This window comes from Pseudomonas sp. MF6751 (assembly GCF_016613265.1).
Lineage (GTDB): Bacteria > Pseudomonadota > Gammaproteobacteria > Pseudomonadales > Pseudomonadaceae > Aquipseudomonas > Aquipseudomonas fluorescens_BV.
On the sequence record NZ_JAENSV010000026.1, the window covers coordinates 19,324 to 39,219 of the forward strand.

Below are 19,896 nucleotides of genomic sequence, written 5' to 3' on the forward strand. Positions count from 1 at the left end.
AACAATAACTACAAAGACCCAGAAGGAAGTCCAGCATGTCGGCATCCGCCTCCATCCCCGGTACCGAAACGCCCGAACAAACCCGCAAGCGCCTGCGCAAAGTCGCCGCGGCCACCATCTTCGGCTCGATGCTGGAGTGGTACGACTTTTACCTGTACGCCACCATGGCGGCGATTGTGTTTTCGAAGATCTTCTTCGATAACAGCGACCCGAAGACTGCCACGCTGATGGCCTTTTCGACCTTTGCCATCGGCTTTATCGCCCGCCCCTTCGGCGGCATCCTGTTTGGCTACCTGGGCGACAAGTTCGGACGCAAGCAAGTGCTGGTGCTGACCTTCTGCCTGATGGGCGTGTGCACCACCTTGATCGGCTTGATCCCCAGCTACGCCTCCATCGGCATCTGGGCCCCGATCCTGCTGGTGTTTATCCGCATCATCCAGGGCCTGGGCGCGGGTGCCGAGTTGTCGGGGGCGGCGGTCACGTCCTACGAGCATGCCTCCCAAGGCAAGCGTGGCAGCCAGGGCGCCTGGCCGGCACTGGGCCTGAACCTGGGCCTGTTGCTGTCCTCGCTGACTATTTACCTGCTGACCATCAACGGCAACGAGTTCTTGCTGGCCGGCGGCTGGCGTATTCCGTTTATCTGCAGCATCGTGCTGGTGGGCGTCGGCCTGTGGGTGCGCAACAGCATTCCGGAAACCCCACAGTTCGAAGCGCTGAGCAAGGAAAAAGCCAGAGCCAAGCCATCGCCTCTCAAAGCCTTGTTCAAGAATGACCTCAAGGGCCTCGCCGTGGTGTTTTTTGTCGCGATTGGCTACAACGCCCTGAGCTACATCTTCAAGACCTTCTCCCTGGCGTACCTGACCCAATTCAAAGGCGTGGATGTGCATGTCACCTCGCTGTCGGTGACCATCGCCAGCCTGGTGGCCATCGTCGCCGTGCCCTGCTTCGGCTGGCTGTGTGACAAGTGGAGCAGCAAGGCCGTGTTGATGCTCGGCGGGCTGTGCTCGCTGTTGTTCGCCTACCCGTTCCTGGCCCTGCTCAACAGTGGTGAAAGCCTGATGATTTACCTCGCCATTGGGGTGGGCACCGGTATCCTCGCGCCGATGATGTTTGCGCCCCAGGGCTCGTTCCTGAGCCGGCAGTTCCCGACGCAAACGCGCTCTTCGGGTTTTGGCACCGGGCGGGAAATCGGCACCGCCATTGCCGGTGGCCTGGCACCGCTGGGCGCGCTGTCGATGGTAGCGGCCTCGGCCACCCACTCCACCGATGGCGTGGTGGTGATCCTTGCGATTTCTGCCTTGTTGGTGGTGGTGTTTGCCCTTTGCGATCAGGGCGCGAAACACTCGGCATTCAAGAACTGAGCAAAAAAGTTCGGACCAACGGGTGCATGGATGCACCTGGATCGCGCATCATGGGCACTTTCAAGCTCAAGGGTAACGTCCATGCGCGTTCTGTCATTGATGATGGGTCTTACGACGCTGGCCGCCACTACGGTGTTCTGCGCCAGCGCGATGGCGAATGAAGAAAGTCAGTTAGTCCAACAGATCAACCAATACCGCAGCCAGGTGCAACGCTGCGGTGACCAGGGTTCCCAGGAGCTGCCGCCGCTGACCAGCGATACGCGGCTGGTGTTGCCGGCCTCCAATGTCGGCGATTTGCAGCAGTCGCTGGCGCGCGCTGCCTACCCGATGGTGAATGTGCAGGCCATCAGCCTGTCCGGGCCCAAGGATGCCGAGGCCGCGATGAAAGCGGTGCGCGAGAGCTTCTGCCGCGTAGTGCTCGATCCGCAATTTGTCGACATTGGGGTCAGCAACAGCGGCCAGGACTGGCGCATCGTGCTGGCTCGCCCGTTGGTGACCAGCGGCCTGGGCGATTGGCAGACCGAAGGCAGAAAACTGCTTGACCTGATCAACACCGCCCGTGCCGAGCCGCGCCAGTGTGGCACCCAGGCGTTCACCGCCACGGCGCCCCTGTCGTGGAACGACACCCTGGCCAGCGCAGCCAACAGCCACACCCGCAACATGGCCAATGGCAATTTCTTCGACCACCTGGACCCCGACGGCCGCACGCCGGGTGACCGCGCCGAGTTGGCGGGGTATATCGCGAAGAATATCGGCGAAAACATCGCCGCCGGCCTCGACACGCCGCGCAAGGTCGTCGACGGTTGGCTCGCCAGCCCCGGCCACTGCGCCAACCTGATGAACCCGCAGTTTCGCGAATTGGGTGCCGCTTACGCCATGGACCCCAAGAGTGACGCGGGCATCTATTGGACGGGTTTATTCGGTACGCAATAAAGGTTGGGCGCCGGCCCAACCGGCCAATAATGACGGCGTGTAAATAGACAATGAAATCAAAGTGCTATCAGGGAGATAATCGCGCTGAACTGAATGCGGTCATTCCGGTCTGTTGCTAGTCGGCCTGACTCTTCAAAGCTAAACAATACGTAGCAAGCAAGGTGTGGACCCCATGATGAATTGGCTGCAAGGCAGCAGCGAAATGGCAGAGCGGGTTCGTCAGCACGATTGGGCCAATACGCCCTTGGGGCCACTTGAACACTGGCCCGATGTGTTGAAGACAACCGTTGCGCTGTGCTTCGCGTCGAGTTTCCCCCAGGCCATCGTCTGGGGGCCTCAGTTGATTACTCTCTACAACGACGCGTTCACGCCGATCCTGGGTAGCAAACCCGACGCCTTGGGCCGCCCGTTCAACCAGATCTGGCACGAGGTGTGGGACGATATCAGCCCTATCGCCGACGCCGCGTTCGATGGGCACGCCACTTATATCGAAAACTTCCCGCTGTTGATCCAACGCAACGAAGCGCCGGAACAAGCCTATTTCACCTTTTGCTACAGCCCGATTCGCAATGCCCAAGGCGTGGTGGTCGGTTTGCTCGACACGGTGACCGAAACAACCGCCACGGTATTCCTGGCCCGTCGCCTGGCAGTGCTGGACGCCATCGGCAACAGCGTGGTCAATGCCACCGACGCCGAAACCATCCTGACGTCTACGACCCGCCTGCTGGCCGAACATCTGCAGGTATCCATCTGTGCCTACGCCGACATGGACGAAGATGAAGATGGCTTTACCATTCGCGGCGACTGGTCGGCGCATGGCTCGCCGAGCATCATCGGGCATTACAGCCTCGCGGCCTTCGGGGAATGCGCAGTCAACTGCCTGCGTGCCGGCGAGCCACTGGTGATACGCAATAATCTGATCGAGTTGCCACCCCATGACGCCGCGAGCTTCCAGGCACTGGGGGTGACAGCCACTATTTGCATGCCGTTGATCAAAGACGGGCGGCTCACCGCGCTGATGGCCGTGCACGACAAACTGCCGCGCTTTTGGTCAGCCTATGACATGGCGCTGGTGGGCGAAGTCACCGAGCGTTCCTGGGCGCATATCGAGCGCGTACGCGCCGATGCCGCCGTGCGCGAGGGCCTGGCCGCCTATACAGAGCTCAATGCCAGCCTGGAACAGCGCGTGAATGAGCGTACCCATGCGTTGGCCGAGGCCGAAGCCGCACTGCGCCAGTCACAGAAGCTGGAGGCCATCGGCCAACTGACCGGCGGCGTCGCCCATGACTTCAACAACCTGCTGACCATTATTCGCTCGTCGGTGGACTTCCTGCGCCAGCCGGGCCTGTCCGAGGAGCGTCGGCAACGCTACATGTGCGCGGTGTCCGACACAGTGGAGCGGGCCAGCAAGCTCACCAGCCAACTGCTCGCCTTTGCCCGTCGCCAACCGTTGAACCCGCAGGTGTTCGATGTCGGCCAGCGCGTGCAAAATATCGGCGAGATGCTCGAGAGCGTCACCGGCGCACGCATTCACGTGCAGGTGCAATTGCCCGATCAGCCCTGCTATGCGCGCATCGACCCCAGCCAGTTCGAAACCGCGCTGATCAACATCGCCCTCAACGCCCGCGATGCGATGGACGGCCAGGGTACCCTGACCCTCAAAGTCGCCAGCGAGCAAACGCTGCCACGTATTCGTGGGGATGCCGAGTCGTGCATGCCCTACATCACCATTTCCCTGGCCGACACCGGCACCGGGATTGCCAGCGACACCTTCGAACGCATTTTCGAGCCGTTCTTCACCACCAAGGCCGTGGGCAAAGGCACCGGCCTGGGCCTGTCGCAGGTATTCGGCTTTGCCAAGCAGTCAGGCGGCAATATCGATGTGGCCAGCGCCCTCGGCCAGGGCACGGTGTTTACCTTGTATCTGCCGCAAGTCGAAGGCGAAGCGGCGCCGGATCAAGACACCCCTGCAGATCTGCCAGCGCCGCAGGAGGCTGCTCATCAGCATGTGCTGATCGTTGAGGACAACTTAGAGGTGGGACGCTTCGCCAGCCAGATCCTCAAGGACCTGGGTTACCAGACCACCTGGGCGACCAATGCCGAACAGGCGCTGAACCTCGCTGGCAATGACGTCCAGGGGTTCGACGCGATTTTCTCCGACGTGGTGATGCCCGGCATGACCGGCGTGGCCATGGCCAGGTTGCTGCGCCAGCGCCGCCCGGACCTGCCCGTGGTACTCGTCTCTGGCTACAGTGAGGAACTGGCAGACAGCGGCTACGAAGGCTTTGAGTTCCTCGCCAAGCCCTACTCCGCCGACCAGGTTGCGCGGGTGCTGGCCAAGGCGATGTGCAAGGATCAGTCGACGACCGCTACCTGATTGCGACCCGATGCCTTGGCCTGGTACAGGGCCTTGTCGGCGCTGTTCATCAAGGCGTTCAAATCCAGAGGCTGAGTGCAGGTCGATGCCACGCCCAGGCTTGCGCTCACCCCTTGTACCGGGTCGGCGGGCAAATCATGAATCGTCTGGATCAACTGCTCGGCGATGTTGCGTGCGGTCTCCAACGAGGTGTTGGGCAGCAACACCGCAAACTCTTCGCCCCCCAGGCGACCGTAGATATCGGTCTGGCGAAAGGACGCGCTGATCACCGCGCCAATCTGGCGCAACACCTGGTCGCCGGCCTGGTGGCCGTAGGTGTCATTGATGGCTTTGAAATGGTCCATGTCCATCATCAATGCACACAGCGGCTGCTGCTCGCGAAGGCACTGGGCATATAGCAACTGGGCCTTTTCGTAGAACGCCCGACGGTTCATCAGCCCGGTCAGTTCATCGGTCTGGGCGGCACGGGTGGAAATATGATGGGCGCGCTCCATTTGCCTCGTCAGGCGGAAGGCTTTTTCCAGGGCATCGGAAAGCTTGCGCGTCGCACCGACCACAAACGAAGCAAACACCAGCACCGCCAGCGCCACGCCAACCTGCATCGGCGAAGGCTGAAACAGCATCCATACCGTACAGGGAAGCAACACCAGCGCCATCGAGCCCAGCGTCATGTAGCGATAGGCTGAATAACAGGACACCGCGCTGACCGACATGCCCACGGTAAACAGCATCACCAGCACCTGGGACAAGCGGTCATCGACCGGCATCACCGCCAGCGCCCCGCCGCCCCAGATACCCGCCGACAGCATCAGCGTGACCCAGTAGTGGCGCTCCCAACGGGCGGGTGTGCGCCCCGCGTCAGGGCAGCGAAACCATTGCACAAACAGATGCAGGCGCACCAATGACGAGCCCGCCAGCAGTACCAGCCACACCAGGATGACCTGGTGATCGAATCGATCCCAGCACAGCCAGCAGAGCATGACGGCGCCCAGGTAGCTGCCGAAGATCGCCGAGAATGATTGACGAAAGAGCTGGTGCAAACGGTCGGTTCGCACCTGCTCTTCGATGAGGTGACCCTGATCTTGCCCAAGGTTATTCATGGGGTTGGCCTGTATGACCGGCGACGGCAAAGGCGCCATTGTGGCACCTTGCCAGCAAGCCGAACAGCGGCATACGCTGCGCTAGAGCGTTTCAGGCTCCTGAGGTCGCAAAATCAGCACGCCCAGGGGCGGCAGGTTCAACGACAGCGACACCGGTTGCCCATGGCGCGGCTCATCCTGGGTAAACACGGCTCCGCCATTCCCGTAGTTGGAGCCGGCGTAGGTGTCGGCATCACTGTTGATCACCTCACTCCACCGCCCGCCAAACGGCACACCGACTGCGTAGCCTTCACGGGGCACCGGGGTGAAGTTGGCAACCACCAACACCGGCTTGCCATCCTTGCTCCAGCGCAGCCAGGCGTAGACGCTATTGATCGCGTCATCACCGATCAGCCATTGGAAGCCCTGGGGCGCATCGTCCTGTTCGTGCAGCGCCGGCTCTTCGCGGTACAGGCGGTTCAAATCGCCTACCAGCTTCTGTACCCCACGGTGCTCGGGGTACTGCAGCAAATACCAATCCAGTTGCTGATCGTGGTTCCACTCGCGCCATTGGCCAAATTCGCAGCCCATGAACAACAGCTTCTTGCCGGGGTGCATCCACATGAAACTGAGGTAGGCGCGCAGGTTGGCAAATTTCTGCCAGCGGTCGCCGGGCATCTTGTCGATCAGCGAGTGCTTGCCGTGCACCACCTCATCATGGGAAATCGGCAGGATAAAGCGCTCCGACCAGGCGTAAACCAGCCCGAAACTCAGCTCGTTGTGATGATGGGCGCGGTACACCGGGTCTTGCTGGATGTAATGCAGCGAGTCGTGCATCCAGCCCATGTTCCATTTGTAATTGAACCCCAGGCCACCCTGTTGGGTAGGCTGGCTGACGCCGGGCCAGGCCGTGGACTCTTCGGCAATCACCAAGGCGCCCGGGGCTTCAAGGGCAACCACGTCGTTCAGGTGCCGCAAGAAGTCGATGGCTTCCAGGTTCTCGCGACCGCCATGGCGGTTGGGCACCCATTCACCGGCCTTGCGCGAATAATCGCGATACAGCATGGAGGCCACTGCGTCCACGCGCAGGCCATCGACGTGAAAATGCTTGAGCCAGTGCAAGGCCGACGCGAGCATGAAACCGTGGACCTCGGTGCGGCCCAGGTTGTAGATCAGCGTGTCCCAGTCCTGGTGAAAGCCTTCCAGGGGGTTGGCGTATTCGTACAGCGCGGTACCGTCAAATTGCGCCAGGCCGTGGGTATCGGTGGGGAAATGCGCGGGCACCCAATCAAGGATCACGCCGATATCGGCCTGATGGCAGGCATTGACGAACCAGGCAAAGTCTTCCGGCGAGCCAAAGCGAGCACTGGGGGCAAACTGGGATAACGCCTGATAGCCCCAGGAGCCACCAAAGGGGTGTTCCATGATCGGCATCAGCTCGATATGGGTGAAGCCCAATTGTTGAACGTAAGGAATCAGCCGCTCAGCCAGTTCGCGCCAGCCATATTGACGGGCCACTTCACCGGCCTCGTCCAGCTCGCACTGCCAGGACCCCACATGCAGCTCGTAGATCGACAACGGCGCGGTGGTTTTCTGCTTGTCTCCCCGCGATTGCATCCACTCATGGTCCTGCCAATCCACTTGCAAAGGTGCGGCGACCTTCGAGGCGGTGTCCGGCGGCAGTTGGGTGGCCAGCGCCACAGGGTCGGCCTTGAGCGGCAGAATGCCGTGGGCACCGAGAATTTCATACTTGTAGGCCGCGCCCGGCTGCAGGCGTGGGATGAAGATTTCCCACACGCCCGATGGATGGCGCAGGCGCATCGGGTGGCGGCGCCCGTCCCAGATATTGAAGTCGCCCACCACCGAAACCCGCCGTGCGTTCGGCGCCCAGACGGCAAAGCGCACGCCTTGCACGCCATCGACGCTGACCACCTGAGCCCCCAGGCAGTTGCCCAGGTCACGGTGATTGCCTTCGGCAAACAGGTACAGGTCCATTTCCCCCAGCAGCAATTGGCTGAAGCTGTAGGGGTCTTCGGTGATTTGCTCACCGCCGGCCCACTGGATTTTCAGCAGGTAGGGCTGGCGAGTGCGCAAGTGCCCGACAAACAGGCCCGGCACCTCGGTGGCGTCGAGGCTGCCAACCGGCTCGCCCGTGTCACGCGCCAGTACTTGGACACTCAGGGCCTCCGGCAGGAACGCGCGGATAAACTGGCCGCCCTGCTCGTCATCATGGGGCCCCAGGACCGAAAAAGGATCGGGGTGCTCGGCGCGCACCAGCGCATCGACGTCCTTGGACGCCGGCAATGCCGTCAACTTGGGCTGCAGCGGTTCTCTCTGTGTAAAACTCATGACGTCTCCCCACCGCGTACAGGTTTAGATATAGGTGTCAGCCCGCTCAGCAAGCCGTGCAGCCCTTGCAGGGGCACCGGCAGCCAGGTCGGGCGGTTTTCTGCTTCGTAGGCCACTTCGTACGCGGCCTTTTCCAGGCTGAACAAGGTCAGCGCTGCGTCTTGGCCGTTGGCATCCTGCCAGTCATGCGCCAGTGTAGACGCAGCGGCCTGGTAAGCCTGGGTAAATGCTACGCGGGCTTCATTCAGGTAGCGGTCGGTCACGCGTTTACGCGCAGCGTTCGCTTCTGGCGTGTGATCCACCCCCTGCACATTCAGCGCCATCGCCGCGGCATAATCGAAGGAACGCAGCACACCGCTCACATCTTTATAAGGGCTGTGTTTGCCGCGCCGCTCATGCAGCGGTCGCGCCGGTTCGCCCTCGAAGTCGATCAAGTAGGCATCACCCTTGACCACCAATACCTGGCCCAGGTGCAAGTCACCGTGGACGCGAATGCGCAACCCGCCCGCCGTGGCTTTGGCCAACGCCTGGACATGCGCCGCGATGGCTTTTTTCTGCGCCAGTAATTCACTGACCAACGCCTGGTCGGCGGGGTTCAACTGGCTTTGATTAAGCTTGAGCAACTGCAAGGCGCGGTCGATCTGGGCGCCGACATCCTTGGCCCAGGCTTGGGTGTCTTTGGCTGTGGTGGGTTCGGGTTTGAAAGCCTTGTCGGCGGTTGGCGCACCCAACACCAGGTGCATTTCACCCAGGCGCTGACCGAGCAAACCGGCAAAATCCGCCAGTTCGCCGAGAGCGTTGTAGTGCTGTTCCTGTTCAGAGATCGCGTCGGCCAGCTCATCGCGGATCGCGCGCTCCAGGTTGTTCTGGGTCCAGCTCCAGGCATCGCCCTGATTGCTCAGGTAACCCTGGGCAATCATCAGCAGGTTGTCCTGCCCCTGCCCGTCGCGGCGGCTCATAAAGCCCAGCAGCGGCGAGATATTCGGGTAGCCGGCGCCGGTCAAGTAGGCACTCATTTCCAGCTCCGGGTGCACACCGGCGCTGACTTTACGAATCAGCTTGAGCACCAGGCTGTCACCGACCACCACCGAGCTGTTGGACTGCTCGGCAGACAAATAACGCACCGGCGATTCACGGGTCAGTTGCAGTGCGGCCAAGTGCTCAGTCGCCTCGAACCGCAGATCGCCGTCAGGGGTATTGAGCACCGTGCCGGCCTGCATGGCCTGGATCACCTCAAGGATAAAATGCTCAAGGCTGAAGGCATCGGTCACCAAACCTACCTGGCGAGTGCGTCGCACTCGGGCCAACGCCAATTGCTGTGGCAAGGCGCTGGTGAACTGGTCTTCGCCAAGGAAGCCCAAGGGCAGTTGGTAGCGGCTGACCTGGCCAGCACTGGTCACTTCGATCTCGCTGAGCAACACCGGATGCTGCGGGTCGCCAAAACGCACGCCATAAGCGATGTGCACCGTGTCGATTGCCGTATCTTTGCCGGCAAACCAGCGACGCTTGGGCAGCCAGGCGGGCAGTGAAGTCTGTTCCAGGCTGGTGCGGCAAGGTTCTTCCAGTAACTCTTCCATGCGTTTTTTCAGTACCAAAGTGGTGAAGTCAGGCATGCTTTGCGCCGGTTCCACATGCCAGCTGGGCATCTGGTTTTCCGCTGCCAGCACGAACCAATAGAAACCATAGGGCGCCAGGGTCAGCAGGAAATTCAGCTGGCCGATCGGCGGGAAGGCATTACCGCCGAGCATCTCCACCGGCACCATGCCGGCAAAAGCCGACAGGTCCAGCTCCGCCGCCTGGGCGCTGCGCGACACATTGGCTACGCACAGGATGATCTCGGTGTGGCCGTCTTCGCCGGTGTATTCACGGGTGTAAGCCAGGATGCGCCTGTTAGTCGGCGAGAGCATTTTCAGGCTGCCACGGCCAAACGCTTTGGACTGCTTGCGCACTGCGAGCATGCGCCGGGTCCAGTTGAGCAATGAGTGCGGGTCCTGGGCTTGGGTCTCGACGTTGACCGACTGGTAACCGTATTGCGGGTCCATGATCGGCGGCAACACCAGGCTGGCCGGGTCGGCACGGGAAAACCCGCCATTGCGGTCGATGGACCATTGCATGGGCGTGCGCACGCCGTCACGGTCGCCCAGGTAGATGTTGTCGCCCATGCCGATTTCATCGCCGTAGTACAAGGTCGGCGTGCCCGGCATCGACAGCAACAGGCTGTTGAGCAATTCCACCCGCCGACGATCACGCTCCACCAGCGGCGCCAGGCGTCGCCGAATGCCCAGGTTGATACGGGCGCGGCGGTCTGCGGCGTAGTAGTTCCACAGGTAGTCGCGCTCTTTGTCGGTGACCATTTCCAGGGTCAGCTCATCATGGTTGCGCAGGAAAATTGCCCACTGGCAGTTGGCGGGAATCTCCGGGGTCTGGCGCAGAATGTCCGTGATGGGGAAGCGATCTTCCTGGGCTAACGCCATGTACATGCGCGGCATCAGCGGAAAGTGGAACGCCATGTGGCATTCATCGCCGTCATCACCCTTTCTGTCGCCAAAGTACAGCTGCGTGTCTTCGGGCCACTGGTTGGCTTCGGCCAGCAGCATGCGGTCGGGGTAATGGGCGTCGATCTCGGCGCGGATCTGCTTGAGGACGTCATGGGTTTCCGCCAGGTTTTCGTTGTTGGTGCCGTCCCGTTCGATCAGGTAGGGAATGGCGTCCAGGCGCAGGCCATCGATGCCCAGGTCGAGCCAATAGCGCATCACCGACAGCACCGCTTTCATGACCTGCGGGTTATCAAAGTTGAGGTCGGGTTGGTGCGAGTAAAAGCGGTGCCAGAAGTACTGGCCGGCCACCGGGTCCCAGGTCCAGTTGGATTTTTCGGTGTCGAGGAAAATAATGCGTGTGCCGTCGTATTTCTGGTCATCGTCCGACCACACGTAGAAGTCCCGAGCGGCCGAGCCTGGCTTGGCCTTGCGCGCACGCTGGAACCAGGGGTGCTGGTCGGAGGTGTGGTTGATCACCAGTTCAGTGATCACGCGCAGCCCGCGTTGGTGGGCTTGGGCAATAAAGCGCTTGGCGTCGGCCATCGTCCCGTAGTCGCTGTGCACGCCGCGGTATTCGGCAATGTCGTAGCCGTCATCACGCCGGGGCGACGGGTAGAACGGCAGCAGCCAGATGGTGTTCACGCCGAGGTCGGCGATGTAGTCGAGCTTGGCGATCAGCCCGGCAAAGTCCCCAATGCCATCGTTGTTGGAGTCAAAATAGGATTTGACGTGAACTTGGTAGATCACCGCGTCTTTGTACCAGAGCGGGTCTTTGATAAAGGTGGCTGCCTTGGGTTTCTTGGCCATTGCAAACTCCTGAAAAACTCAACATTTTGCTAACTGAACCCGCTCCCACACTTTCGATCCTCATCAGATTCAGGATGTGCTGATGCGCCAGATCCCGAACGGCATCTGCGGCTCCAACCGGGTCCATTGGGTCTTGCCGTACCAGGTCCAGCGGTGGCCGTTCATCAAGTCTTCGCCCTGGGTCTGGGCATCGTCGGGCAAGCCCATCTCCCACAGCGGCAATTCAAAGTGGGCTTCCTGGGCGTTGTGGGGGTCGAGGTTGACGGCGACCAGAATGAAATTGCTGCCGTCTTCGCTGCGCTTGCCGAAATACAGAATGTTGTCGTTCCAGGCGTTGTAGAGCTTGAGCCCCAGGTGCGTGTGCAACGCCGGGTTCTGGCGGCGGATGCGGTTGAGCTGGGCGATCTCGGCGATGATGTTGCCCGGCGCGGTGAAGTCCCGAGGGCGGATTTCGTACTTCTCCGAGTCCAGGTATTCCTCTTTGCCCGGCACCGGCGCGGCTTCGCATAACTCAAAACCCGAATACATTCCCCACAGGCCCGAGCCCATCGTGGCCAGCGCAGCGCGGATCAGGAAGCCTGCGCGACCGGACTCATGCAGGAAACCCGGGTTGATGTCCGGCGTATTGACGAAGAAGTTCGGGCGGTAGCACTCACGCCAGGGCGACTGGTTCAGTTGGGCAAGGTACTCGCTCAGCTCAGCCTTGGTGTTGCGCCAGGTGAAGTAGGTATAGCTCTGGGAATAGCCGACCTTGCCCAGGCGCGCCATCATCGCCGGGGTGGTGAAAGCTTCGGCGAGGAAGATCACCTCCGGGTACTTGGCACGCACGTCGCTGATCAGCCATTGCCAGAACGGCAGCGGCTTGGTATGTGGGTTGTCGACGCGAAAGGTCTTCACGCCCTCTTCCACCCAGCCCACCACGATGTCACGCAGCTCGGTCCACAGGCTGGGGATGGCATCGGCCGCATAGAAATCGACGTTGACGATGTCCTGGTACTTTTTCGGCGGATTTTCCGCGTATTTGATCGTGCCGTCCGGGCGCCAGTTGAACCAACCCGGATGCTGTTTGAGCCACGGGTGGTCCTGGGAGCACTGGATGGCGAAATCCAGGGCGATTTCCAGGCCGTGTTCGGCAGCAGCCTTGACCAACCGGCGGAAATCATCGCGAGTGCCCAACTGCGGGTGAATAGCCTCGTGACCGCCCTCCTCACTGCCAATGGCGTAGGGGCTGCCCGGATCATCAGGGCCGGCGGTGAGTGAGTTGTTCTTGCCCTTGCGGTGGCTACGGCCGATAGGGTGGATCGGCGGGAAGTACAGCACGTCGAAGCCCATGTCGTGGATCATCGGCAAGCGTGCGTGCACGTCGTTAAAGGTGCCGTGCCGCGCCGGATCGTCAGTGATCGAGCGGGGAAACAGCTCGTACCAGCTGGCAAATTGTGCGGCTTCACGTTCCACGTCAATCGGGTACGCTGGGCTGACGCTCAAATAGGCGCGATGGTCGGCCTGGGTCATCAGGTGTGCACTGTCTTCGTGCAGGAACAAAGCCACCTGCTCGGTTTCCAACAGGCCGGACAGCTCATGGTGCAACAGCATCAAGCGGTCACGCAGTTCGTTGTCACTGCGTTCGGCGGCCTGCAGCACCAGGCTACGGCCCTCCTGCAATTCGAGGCTGACCGGCACGCCAGCTTCATGCTTCTTGCGCAGTTCGTAACAGAAGCTGGCAAAGGTGTCGATCCAGGCTTCGATGCAGTACTCATGGCGGCCTTGGTGGGCCACGGTAAACGCGCCCTCCCAACCGTTGTTGCCGATATCCAGCATGACCACGCTGTGCCAGCTTTCGTCTCCCAGGGCGCGCCAGCGGATCAACACCGCCAGCTTATCGTGGCCATCCGCGAACACTTTGCTGGTGACATGAACCCGCTGGCCCACCACCGCCTTGACGGCAAACTCCCCGTTGTCGATGACCGGCATGGTGCTTTCGATCGCGATCCTGGGTAACAGCAGCGCCTGCGACAACGGCAGCACGGAGTCTTCTGGAACCAGTGTTTCGGCAGTCATCGAGCAGCTTCCCCTTACGCCCTTTGGACGCTCTTTGCTTGATACGAATTCAGAGACGGCGACGCTATCCTTGAGCTGGGCCGTTTAAAGTCCGAGCCTGGGCGCTGTCCAAAAGTTCAGGTGGATATACCGCCCCTGGGCGGGAATCATTTCCAGCAGGCAATGGTCCACCGATAGAGCAAAGCACAAACGAGGCCATACCCATGAGTATCCCGACACCTCCTGAACCCGAAGACCCGAAGATTGACACCCCCCCACTGCCCCCGCCCGAACCGGAGCGCGATCCTGAACAGGAGCCGCCTGAAAACCAGCCGCCACCGGTGCAGGAACCGCCCACGACGATGCCGCCGGTTATTGCCTGACTCACAGACACGCAAGCACTTGCCCGTGAACACAATATCGCGGGCAAGCGCTACTGAGCTTTCCTACTTCAATCACCGACAATACCGAGATCCCGCTCTTGATGAACAAGATAGATTCAGTCTCCCGTACGCTGCCTCGCCCCCTTGCCGGCCGCAGACTATCTTGTCCGTTAAGCGAGTACCTTCTATGCGCACCTCACTACTGCCCCCGTTCTCGGATGTTCACGGCATCCAACAACCGCCAGTCAACGATCATCGGGAAAAACTGAACGATCTGTTCAGGGCCGGCCCGAGCGCAATCATGCGCACGAAAGAGCCTGACACGCCCGCCTCCGCCCCTTCCACGGCGCCGCAAACCTTTACCTTGCCCAACCCAGCCCCCTCTGCGGACGTAGAGCCGAAGACGGCCGGTGCCGACGCCACCCAGCTTGCCCAACTTCGTGCGCTGACCAGCCAGCAGAACATTACCAATATGCTGCGCGCGCCCAACTCACACGAGACCTCCGGGCAGGTGATCACGATCCGAAGGCTGTTAAGCAGGGAAACCGTCAAATCCTTGCTGCACGGCCCGGATGCAGACGAAGCGCGTAAACTGATTACCGATGTGAAGGAGCGTTTAGGTCAGTCATGCCTGCAGATGATTCATGACCGATCCTCACATATCGAGGACCCGGGCTTGAGCCTTGAAGAAATTCGCGAGCGTACCTCCACTCTTGATCCCGAGGCAGGTTTCAACTGCGCTATACAAATCGAGCGTGATCTACGCGTTGAGAAGCTGTCTGCCATACAGCGAATGCGGCAAAGTACGCCTCTGGCTTCAGCCCTCTTCGATATCGGCAAAGAGGCGGACCTCGGCAACCCGCCCCCTCAACCGGATAATCCACCGCCCCCGGCAGAAAGCCTTAAACACAACAACAATGCCAGAATTGACAATGGTCAGACCTTTACCTTCCGTAGTACCCGCGAATCAAGCTTCGACGCACCTGTGCAAGTGATGGATTTTGATCGCCTCAGAGACAAACTTGATGTATCGGCAATCAGAAACCAACTCGGCAACAATCCATTGAAATTGGTAAGAAACTTCTCGGGAGCCAGTAGCGAGGTACAGATTCACTATAGCCCCGCCAACAATACAAGCGTGGTGATGATTTCCGGCAATCCGGGAGAGTCGCCCTTTGTGGTGAAAGCCTTCGGTGAGGTGAGATACGGCAACCTCATCACGTGACCTGCGTCACTCATCCTTCTCCAGCAGCTTGACGATCCGTGGCATCACGCTGAATACCGCCAGGGCCAGCAGCGTACTGAGCACCGCCGTCGATTCACGCCCCATTCCCGCCGCAACCCCAATGGCGGCGGTCATCCACAACCCGGCCGCGGTGGTCAGGCCCTTTACATGCTGGCCCTCGTCGTCTTCCTTGCCCTTGAGGATGGTGCCAGCGCCGAGGAAGCCAATGCCCGCGATGACCCCTTGAACCACACGACTCATGGCATCCGCCTGGTTGCCGGACATCTGCGGCACCAGCACGAACAGCGCGGCGCCCAGCGCCACCAGCATATGGGTGCGCACTCCGGCCGCCTTGCCCTTGTGTTCACGCTCAAACCCCAGGATGCCGCCGAGGATCGCCGCGATCAGCAGGCGCACGGTCACTTGGGTGAGTTGCCGGGCATCGCCAATGTCTGCGAATTCGGCTTGCAGCGTTTGCCACACCAGATGCCACCAGGCGTCCATGGATGCGCTCCTTTTTATTATGGATAGATAAAGGATGGACAGCGCAGACCGCCAGTCAGTTGCCTGGAACCCGTGCGCATGGCGGCCGCCTAACGCTGCATAGCCCACAAAACGGAGATTGTCATGACCGTACGCATCGAAAATCATCTGTGCTACTTCACGCTCGACGACAACGGCCAGGAACAAAGCCTGCCAGCCACCCGGGTGACCATCCTGACCGATCACGACAAAGCCATGTCTTATCTGGAACTGGCAGGTTCGCGCATCTACATCACCGAAGCCGAGGCGGACGCGCTGACGGTTGAAGGCGCAACCGATGGCCGTGAGCATGTAAAGGCGGACCAACCTGGTTCGGTGATTTAATTGATCTGCATCATCAGACCCGTTTAACCCCTGCACCCCTTTGGCCATGGGGTGCAGCAGATTGCCGCACAAGAACGCGTCAAGCTGATCTGATCCGCTTTTTATCACGCCACCTGAGTCTGTTATGCAAACAGTCTGTCGCCCATAGTTCGTCGGCCTGATGGAGGCTGATGAGCGAATGACCATGAGCGAACGAATCCCAACCGTGGAAACCTTTGAGCCCATTCACCCCAAGAAAGTGAAGGCCAAATCCAGCGACAACCTGATCCATACCCGCAGCTTTACCGGCTTGTTTCGCACCCTGCGAGTGGGCGGTGCCGGCCTGCTGTTTCTGGCTTTTTTCGGCACCGTGTGGCTGAACTGGGGTGGGCGCCAAGCCGTACTGTGGGACCTGGCGGAGAGCAAGTTCCACATTTTTGGTGCGACGTTCTGGCCCCAGGACTTCATCCTGCTCTCGGCGCTGTTGATCATCTGCGCCTTCGGCCTCTTCGCGATCACGGTGTTTGCCGGCCGCGTATGGTGCGGCTACACCTGCCCGCAAAGCTCGTTCACCTGGCTGTTCATGTGGTGCGAGAAGGTGACCGAAGGTGAGCGCAACCAGCGCATCAAACTTCAGGCCGCCCCCTGGAGCCTGAATAAGCTGGCGAGGCGCTCGGCCAAGCACACATTGTGGCTGGGTATCAGTGTGTTGACCGGGCTGACGTTTGTGGGCTACTTCACCCCGATCCGCCCCTTGGCCGCCGAACTGTTGACGTGGCAGATCGGCGGGGTGAGCCTGTTCTGGGTGCTGTTTTTCACAGGCGCCACCTACATCAATGCCGGCTGGCTACGCGAAGCGGTGTGCATGCACATGTGCCCCTATGCACGCTTCCAGAGCGTAATGTTTGATAAAGACACCCTGACCATTTCCTACGACACCGCCCGCGGCGAGCATCGTGGCCCGCGTAAACGTGACGTGCAGCCAGCCGAGGTTGGCCTTGGCGATTGCATCGATTGCCAGCTGTGCGTGCAGGTTTGTCCCACGGGCATCGACATCCGCGACGGCCTGCAAATGGAATGCATTGGTTGTGCGGCCTGCATCGACGCCTGTGATTCGATCATGGACAAAATGGGCTATGCCCGTGGCTTGGTCAGTTACACCAGTGAGCATCAATTGCAGGGTGGCAAGACCCACCTGCTAAGGCCGCGCCTGATCGGCTACAGTGCCGTGCTGCTGGTGATGATCGCGGCGTTGGTGGTGGCGCTGATTGAACGGCCGATGGTGTCGCTGGATGTGACCAAAGACCGAGGCATGTTCCGTGAAAACAGCCAGGGCTTGATCGAAAACATCTACAGCCTCAAGGTGATCAACAAGACCCAGCAGCGCCAGGACTACCGCCTGGAACTGGTGGATGCCGACGGGTTCCAGCTGCAAGGCAAGACCCAGGTCAGCCTGGCTGCCGGGGAAATTGTCGATATACCGGTGTCGGTAGCATTGCTGGCGGACACACCGGCCAGCAGCTCTCAAACCCTGCGTTTTAAAGTCACTGATGTGGATGAGCCTTGGATTTATACCGCTGCTGACAGCCGCTTCGTTGCGCCCTTGAATCGCTGATACTTGATCAACAATAAAAATCAAATGTGGGAGCTGGCTTGCCTGCGAAAACGGTAGAGCAGTAACAGATGCAGTGACTGACACACCGCCTTCGCAGGCAAGCCAGCTCCCACAGTTCGCCCTGCGTACACATTCAAAAAGCTAATTAGGCCGCCATGAAACGCTACGAAAAATTTGCCGACGACATCGCAGAACTGATCCGCTCCGGCGTCCTCGGCCCCGGCCAGCGCGTACCATCGGTACGCTATGCCAGCCAGGCCTACGGCGTCAGCCCGTCCACGGTGTTCCAGGCCTATTACTTGCTGGAGCGTCGTGGCCTGATCAGGGCGCGCCCGCGTTCTGGCTACTTCGTCAACACCCACGCGCCGAGCCCGTTTTCCGAGCCGGTGGTGAGTGAGCAGGTGCATGAGTCCACCGATGTGGGCGTCAGTGAGCTGGTGTTCTCGGTACTGGACTCGATCAAAGACCCCAACACCGTGCCCTTCGGCTCGGCCTTCCCCAGCCCCATGCTGTTCCCGCTGCCGCGCCTGGCCCGCTCCCTGGCCAGTGCCAGCCGCGACATGGACCCACGCCTGGTGGTCACCGACATGTCGCCAGGCAACCCACAACTGCGCCGCCAGATTGCCCTGCGCTATATGGTCGGCGGCCTGATGCTGCCGATGGAGGAGTTGCTGATCACCAACGGCGCCCTGGAAGCACTCAACCTGTGCCTGCAGGCCGTGACCGAACCGGGCGACCTGGTCGCCATCGAAGCGCCGGCGTTCTACGCGTGCTTGCAGGTGCTTGAACGCCTGAAGCTCAAGGCTGTGGAGATCCCGGTGCACCCGCGCGACGGTATTGACCTGAACGCCCTGGCCCAAAGCCTTGAGCGCTATCCGATCAAGGCCTGCTGGACCATGACCAGCTTCCAGAACCCCATGGGCGCCACGCTGCCTGAAGAGAAAAAACAGGCGCTGGTGGAGCTGCTGCGCAGCCATCAAGTGCCGCTGATCGAAGATGACGTCTACGCCGAATTGTATTACGGGCAACAAGCCCCGAAACCGGCCAAGGCCTTCGACACCGAAGGGCTGGTGATGCACTGTGGCTCCTTTGCCAAGAGCCTGGCACCGGGTTACCGCGTGGGCTGGGTCGCCGCCGGGCGCTTCGCACAGAAGGTCGAGCGGCTGAAACTGATGACCTCATTGTGCCCGTCAATGCCGGCCCAGGCGGCGATTGCCGACTACCTGCAACACGGCGGCTATGACCGGCACCTGCGCAAACTGCGCTACGCCCTGGAAGAACAGCAGAGCGCCATGCTGGCGGCCATCGCTCGTTATTTTCCGGCGCAAACAAGGGTCAGCCAGCCAGCGGGAGGCTATTTTTTGTGGTTGGAGTTGCCGGAGCAGACCGACTCGCTGAAATTGTTCCAGATGGCCCTCGCCCAGGGCATCAGCATTGCGCCGGGGCCGATCTTTTCCGCCACTCAGCGCTTCAGAAACTGCATTCGCCTGAATTACGGAAGCCCTTGGAACGAGGCGTCGGAAAAGGCCATGGAGACATTAGGGCGGATCGTGCGCTCGTTTTAACGGCCGCCGCCCAAGTCGATAAACGTTCCGGTGGAATACGATGCCTTGTCCGATAGTAACCAGATAATCGCCTCTGCCACTTCATCCGGGCGCCCGCCACGCGCCATCGGGATACCGGACTCCAGCTTGCTGACCCGGTTCGGGTCGCCGCTCAGGGCATGGAAATCGGTAAAGATATAGCCAGGGCGCACGGCGTTGACGCGAATGCCCTCGCCCGCCACCTCCTTGGACAGCCCCAGGGTAAAGGTGTCCAGCGCGCCCTTGGAGGCCGCGTAGTCGACATACTCACCCGGCGAGCCCAGCCGCGCCGCCACCGACGACACGTTGACGATACTGCCGCCCTGCCCGCCATGCCGGGGCGACATGCGCAATACCGCGTGCTTGGCACACAGGATCGGGCCCAGCACATTGGTCTTGAGGATTTTGAGGATACGAAACTCGGACATCTCATCGACACGCGACTTATGCCCCACGGTGCCGGCGTTATTCACCAGCGCGGTGACCCGGCCCAGTTCCGCATCAACGCGATTGAACAGGCCGATCACTTCATCCTCACTGCTGACATCGGCCCGCACGGCAATCGCCTGGGCACCCAGCGCGCGAACCTGATCCAGTACACGCAGGGCAGCGTCTTCATCAGACTGGTAGTTGATGCAGATGCGATAGCCTTGGCGAGCGGCGAGCAAGGCCGTCTGGGCGCCGATTCCACGACTGCCCCCGGTGATGATGACGACTTTGTCCATGGCTGCGATCTCCCGATTCAACCGGATGTTCAGGGTTGG

Annotated in this window: 13 protein-coding genes; 7 read left to right on the forward strand and 6 right to left on the reverse strand. The window is 60.7% G+C overall.

The window, feature by feature from the left end; translation table 11 throughout:
* Positions 1-35 precede the first annotated feature (35 nt).
* The 3 genes from JJD66_RS19400 (at position 36) to JJD66_RS19410 (ending at position 4,671) form a co-directional block, all read left to right on the forward strand.
* Complete coding sequence (locus tag JJD66_RS19400) at positions 36-1,361, forward strand: MFS transporter (protein WP_054898703.1); 1,326 nt, start codon at positions 36-38, stop codon at positions 1,359-1,361.
* Between the two features lie 81 nt (positions 1,362-1,442).
* On the forward strand, positions 1,443-2,294 hold the full coding sequence (locus JJD66_RS19405; RefSeq protein WP_105226736.1) for a CAP domain-containing protein: 852 nt from the start codon (positions 1,443-1,445) through the stop codon (positions 2,292-2,294).
* 172 nt (positions 2,295-2,466) lie between these two features.
* On the forward strand, positions 2,467-4,671 hold the full coding sequence (locus tag JJD66_RS19410; protein WP_200648798.1) for a response regulator: 2,205 nt from the start codon (positions 2,467-2,469) through the stop codon (positions 4,669-4,671).
* Here JJD66_RS19410 and JJD66_RS19415 read toward each other — a convergent pair.
* The 4 genes from JJD66_RS19415 to JJD66_RS19430 form a co-directional block, all read right to left on the reverse strand.
* Complete coding sequence (locus JJD66_RS19415; protein ID WP_442800180.1) at positions 4,650-5,810, reverse strand: diguanylate cyclase; 1,161 nt, start codon at positions 5,808-5,810, stop codon at positions 4,650-4,652. The genes JJD66_RS19410 and JJD66_RS19415 overlap by 22 nt on opposite strands.
* A gap of 42 nt (positions 5,811-5,852) precedes the next feature.
* Positions 5,853-8,099 (reverse strand): 1,4-alpha-glucan branching protein GlgB, encoded by a 2,247-nt coding sequence (glgB, locus tag JJD66_RS19420; protein WP_200648799.1) that lies wholly within the window; start codon positions 8,097-8,099, stop codon positions 5,853-5,855.
* On the reverse strand, positions 8,096-11,443 hold the full coding sequence (gene treS / locus JJD66_RS19425; protein WP_200648800.1) for a maltose alpha-D-glucosyltransferase: 3,348 nt from the start codon (positions 11,441-11,443) through the stop codon (positions 8,096-8,098). Before treS ends, glgB begins: the two co-directional genes overlap by 4 nt.
* Before the next feature lie 69 nt (positions 11,444-11,512).
* Positions 11,513-13,501 carry an alpha-1,4-glucan--maltose-1-phosphate maltosyltransferase gene (locus JJD66_RS19430; protein WP_200648801.1) on the reverse strand — a complete coding sequence of 663 codons (1,989 nt, stop codon included), beginning with the start codon at positions 13,499-13,501 and terminating at the stop codon, positions 11,513-11,515.
* A gap of 549 nt (positions 13,502-14,050) precedes the next feature.
* Between JJD66_RS19430 and JJD66_RS19435 the strand changes: the two genes are divergently transcribed.
* Entirely contained in the window at positions 14,051-15,088 is a 1,038-nt protein-coding gene (locus tag JJD66_RS19435) for a M10 family metallopeptidase C-terminal domain-containing protein (RefSeq protein ID WP_200648802.1), read from the forward strand.
* Between the two features lie 6 nt (positions 15,089-15,094).
* Here the strand turns inward: JJD66_RS19435 and JJD66_RS19440 are convergent, their stop codons facing one another.
* A complete protein-coding gene (locus JJD66_RS19440) occupies positions 15,095-15,592 on the reverse strand; it encodes an MgtC/SapB family protein (RefSeq protein WP_105226729.1) in 498 nt (165 codons plus the stop codon).
* 123 nt (positions 15,593-15,715) lie between these two features.
* On the opposite strand from JJD66_RS19440, the gene JJD66_RS19445 reads away from it, so the two are divergent.
* The 3 genes from JJD66_RS19445 to mapR all read left to right on the forward strand — a co-directional run bounded on the left by JJD66_RS19445 (position 15,716) and on the right by mapR (position 19,114).
* Positions 15,716-15,955: a DUF3203 family protein gene (locus JJD66_RS19445; protein ID WP_034127638.1), complete on the forward strand. Its 240-nt coding sequence runs from the start codon at positions 15,716-15,718 to the stop codon at positions 15,953-15,955.
* A 184-nt stretch (positions 15,956-16,139) separates the two neighbouring features.
* Positions 16,140-17,549, forward strand: coding sequence for a cytochrome c oxidase accessory protein CcoG (gene ccoG, locus JJD66_RS19450; RefSeq protein WP_105229132.1), 1,410 nt, complete (start codon positions 16,140-16,142; stop codon positions 17,547-17,549).
* A 155-nt stretch (positions 17,550-17,704) separates the two neighbouring features.
* Positions 17,705-19,114, forward strand: a complete 1,410-nt coding sequence (gene mapR, locus JJD66_RS19455; protein ID WP_054898710.1) for a GntR family transcriptional regulator MpaR — start codon at positions 17,705-17,707, stop codon at positions 19,112-19,114.
* Here the strand turns inward: mapR and JJD66_RS19460 are convergent.
* Positions 19,111-19,857 carry an SDR family oxidoreductase gene (locus JJD66_RS19460; protein ID WP_200648803.1) on the reverse strand — a complete coding sequence of 249 codons (747 nt, stop codon included), beginning with the start codon at positions 19,855-19,857 and terminating at the stop codon, positions 19,111-19,113. The two genes, mapR and JJD66_RS19460, sit on opposite strands and share 4 nt — an antisense overlap.
* Positions 19,858-19,896: the final 39 nt, after the last annotated feature.

What these genes read in the sequence shown, in the direction of transcription:
- JJD66_RS19430 (WP_200648801.1), bottom strand. Translation starts at nt 13,501, where the DNA reads ATGACTGCCGAAACACTGGTTCCAGAAGACTCCGTGCTGCCGTTGTCG.
- JJD66_RS19440 (WP_105226729.1), bottom strand. Translation starts at nt 15,592, where the DNA reads ATGGACGCCTGGTGGCATCTGGTGTGGCAAACGCTGCAAGCCGAATTC.
- JJD66_RS19460 (WP_200648803.1), bottom strand. Translation starts at nt 19,857, where the DNA reads ATGGACAAAGTCGTCATCATCACCGGGGGCAGTCGTGGAATCGGCGCC.
- glgB (WP_200648799.1), bottom strand. Translation starts at nt 8,099, where the DNA reads ATGAGTTTTACACAGAGAGAACCGCTGCAGCCCAAGTTGACGGCATTG.
- mapR (WP_054898710.1), top strand. Translation starts at nt 17,705, where the DNA reads ATGAAACGCTACGAAAAATTTGCCGACGACATCGCAGAACTGATCCGC.
- JJD66_RS19415 (WP_442800180.1), bottom strand. Translation starts at nt 5,810, where the DNA reads ATGGCGCCTTTGCCGTCGCCGGTCATACAGGCCAACCCCATGAATAAC.
- JJD66_RS19435 (WP_200648802.1), top strand. Translation starts at nt 14,051, where the DNA reads ATGCGCACCTCACTACTGCCCCCGTTCTCGGATGTTCACGGCATCCAA.
- ccoG (WP_105229132.1), top strand. Translation starts at nt 16,140, where the DNA reads ATGAGCGAACGAATCCCAACCGTGGAAACCTTTGAGCCCATTCACCCC.
- JJD66_RS19410 (WP_200648798.1), top strand. Translation starts at nt 2,467, where the DNA reads ATGATGAATTGGCTGCAAGGCAGCAGCGAAATGGCAGAGCGGGTTCGT.
- treS (WP_200648800.1), bottom strand. Translation starts at nt 11,443, where the DNA reads ATGGCCAAGAAACCCAAGGCAGCCACCTTTATCAAAGACCCGCTCTGG.
- JJD66_RS19400 (WP_054898703.1), top strand. Translation starts at nt 36, where the DNA reads ATGTCGGCATCCGCCTCCATCCCCGGTACCGAAACGCCCGAACAAACC.
- JJD66_RS19445 (WP_034127638.1), top strand. Translation starts at nt 15,716, where the DNA reads ATGACCGTACGCATCGAAAATCATCTGTGCTACTTCACGCTCGACGAC.
- JJD66_RS19405 (WP_105226736.1), top strand. Translation starts at nt 1,443, where the DNA reads ATGCGCGTTCTGTCATTGATGATGGGTCTTACGACGCTGGCCGCCACT.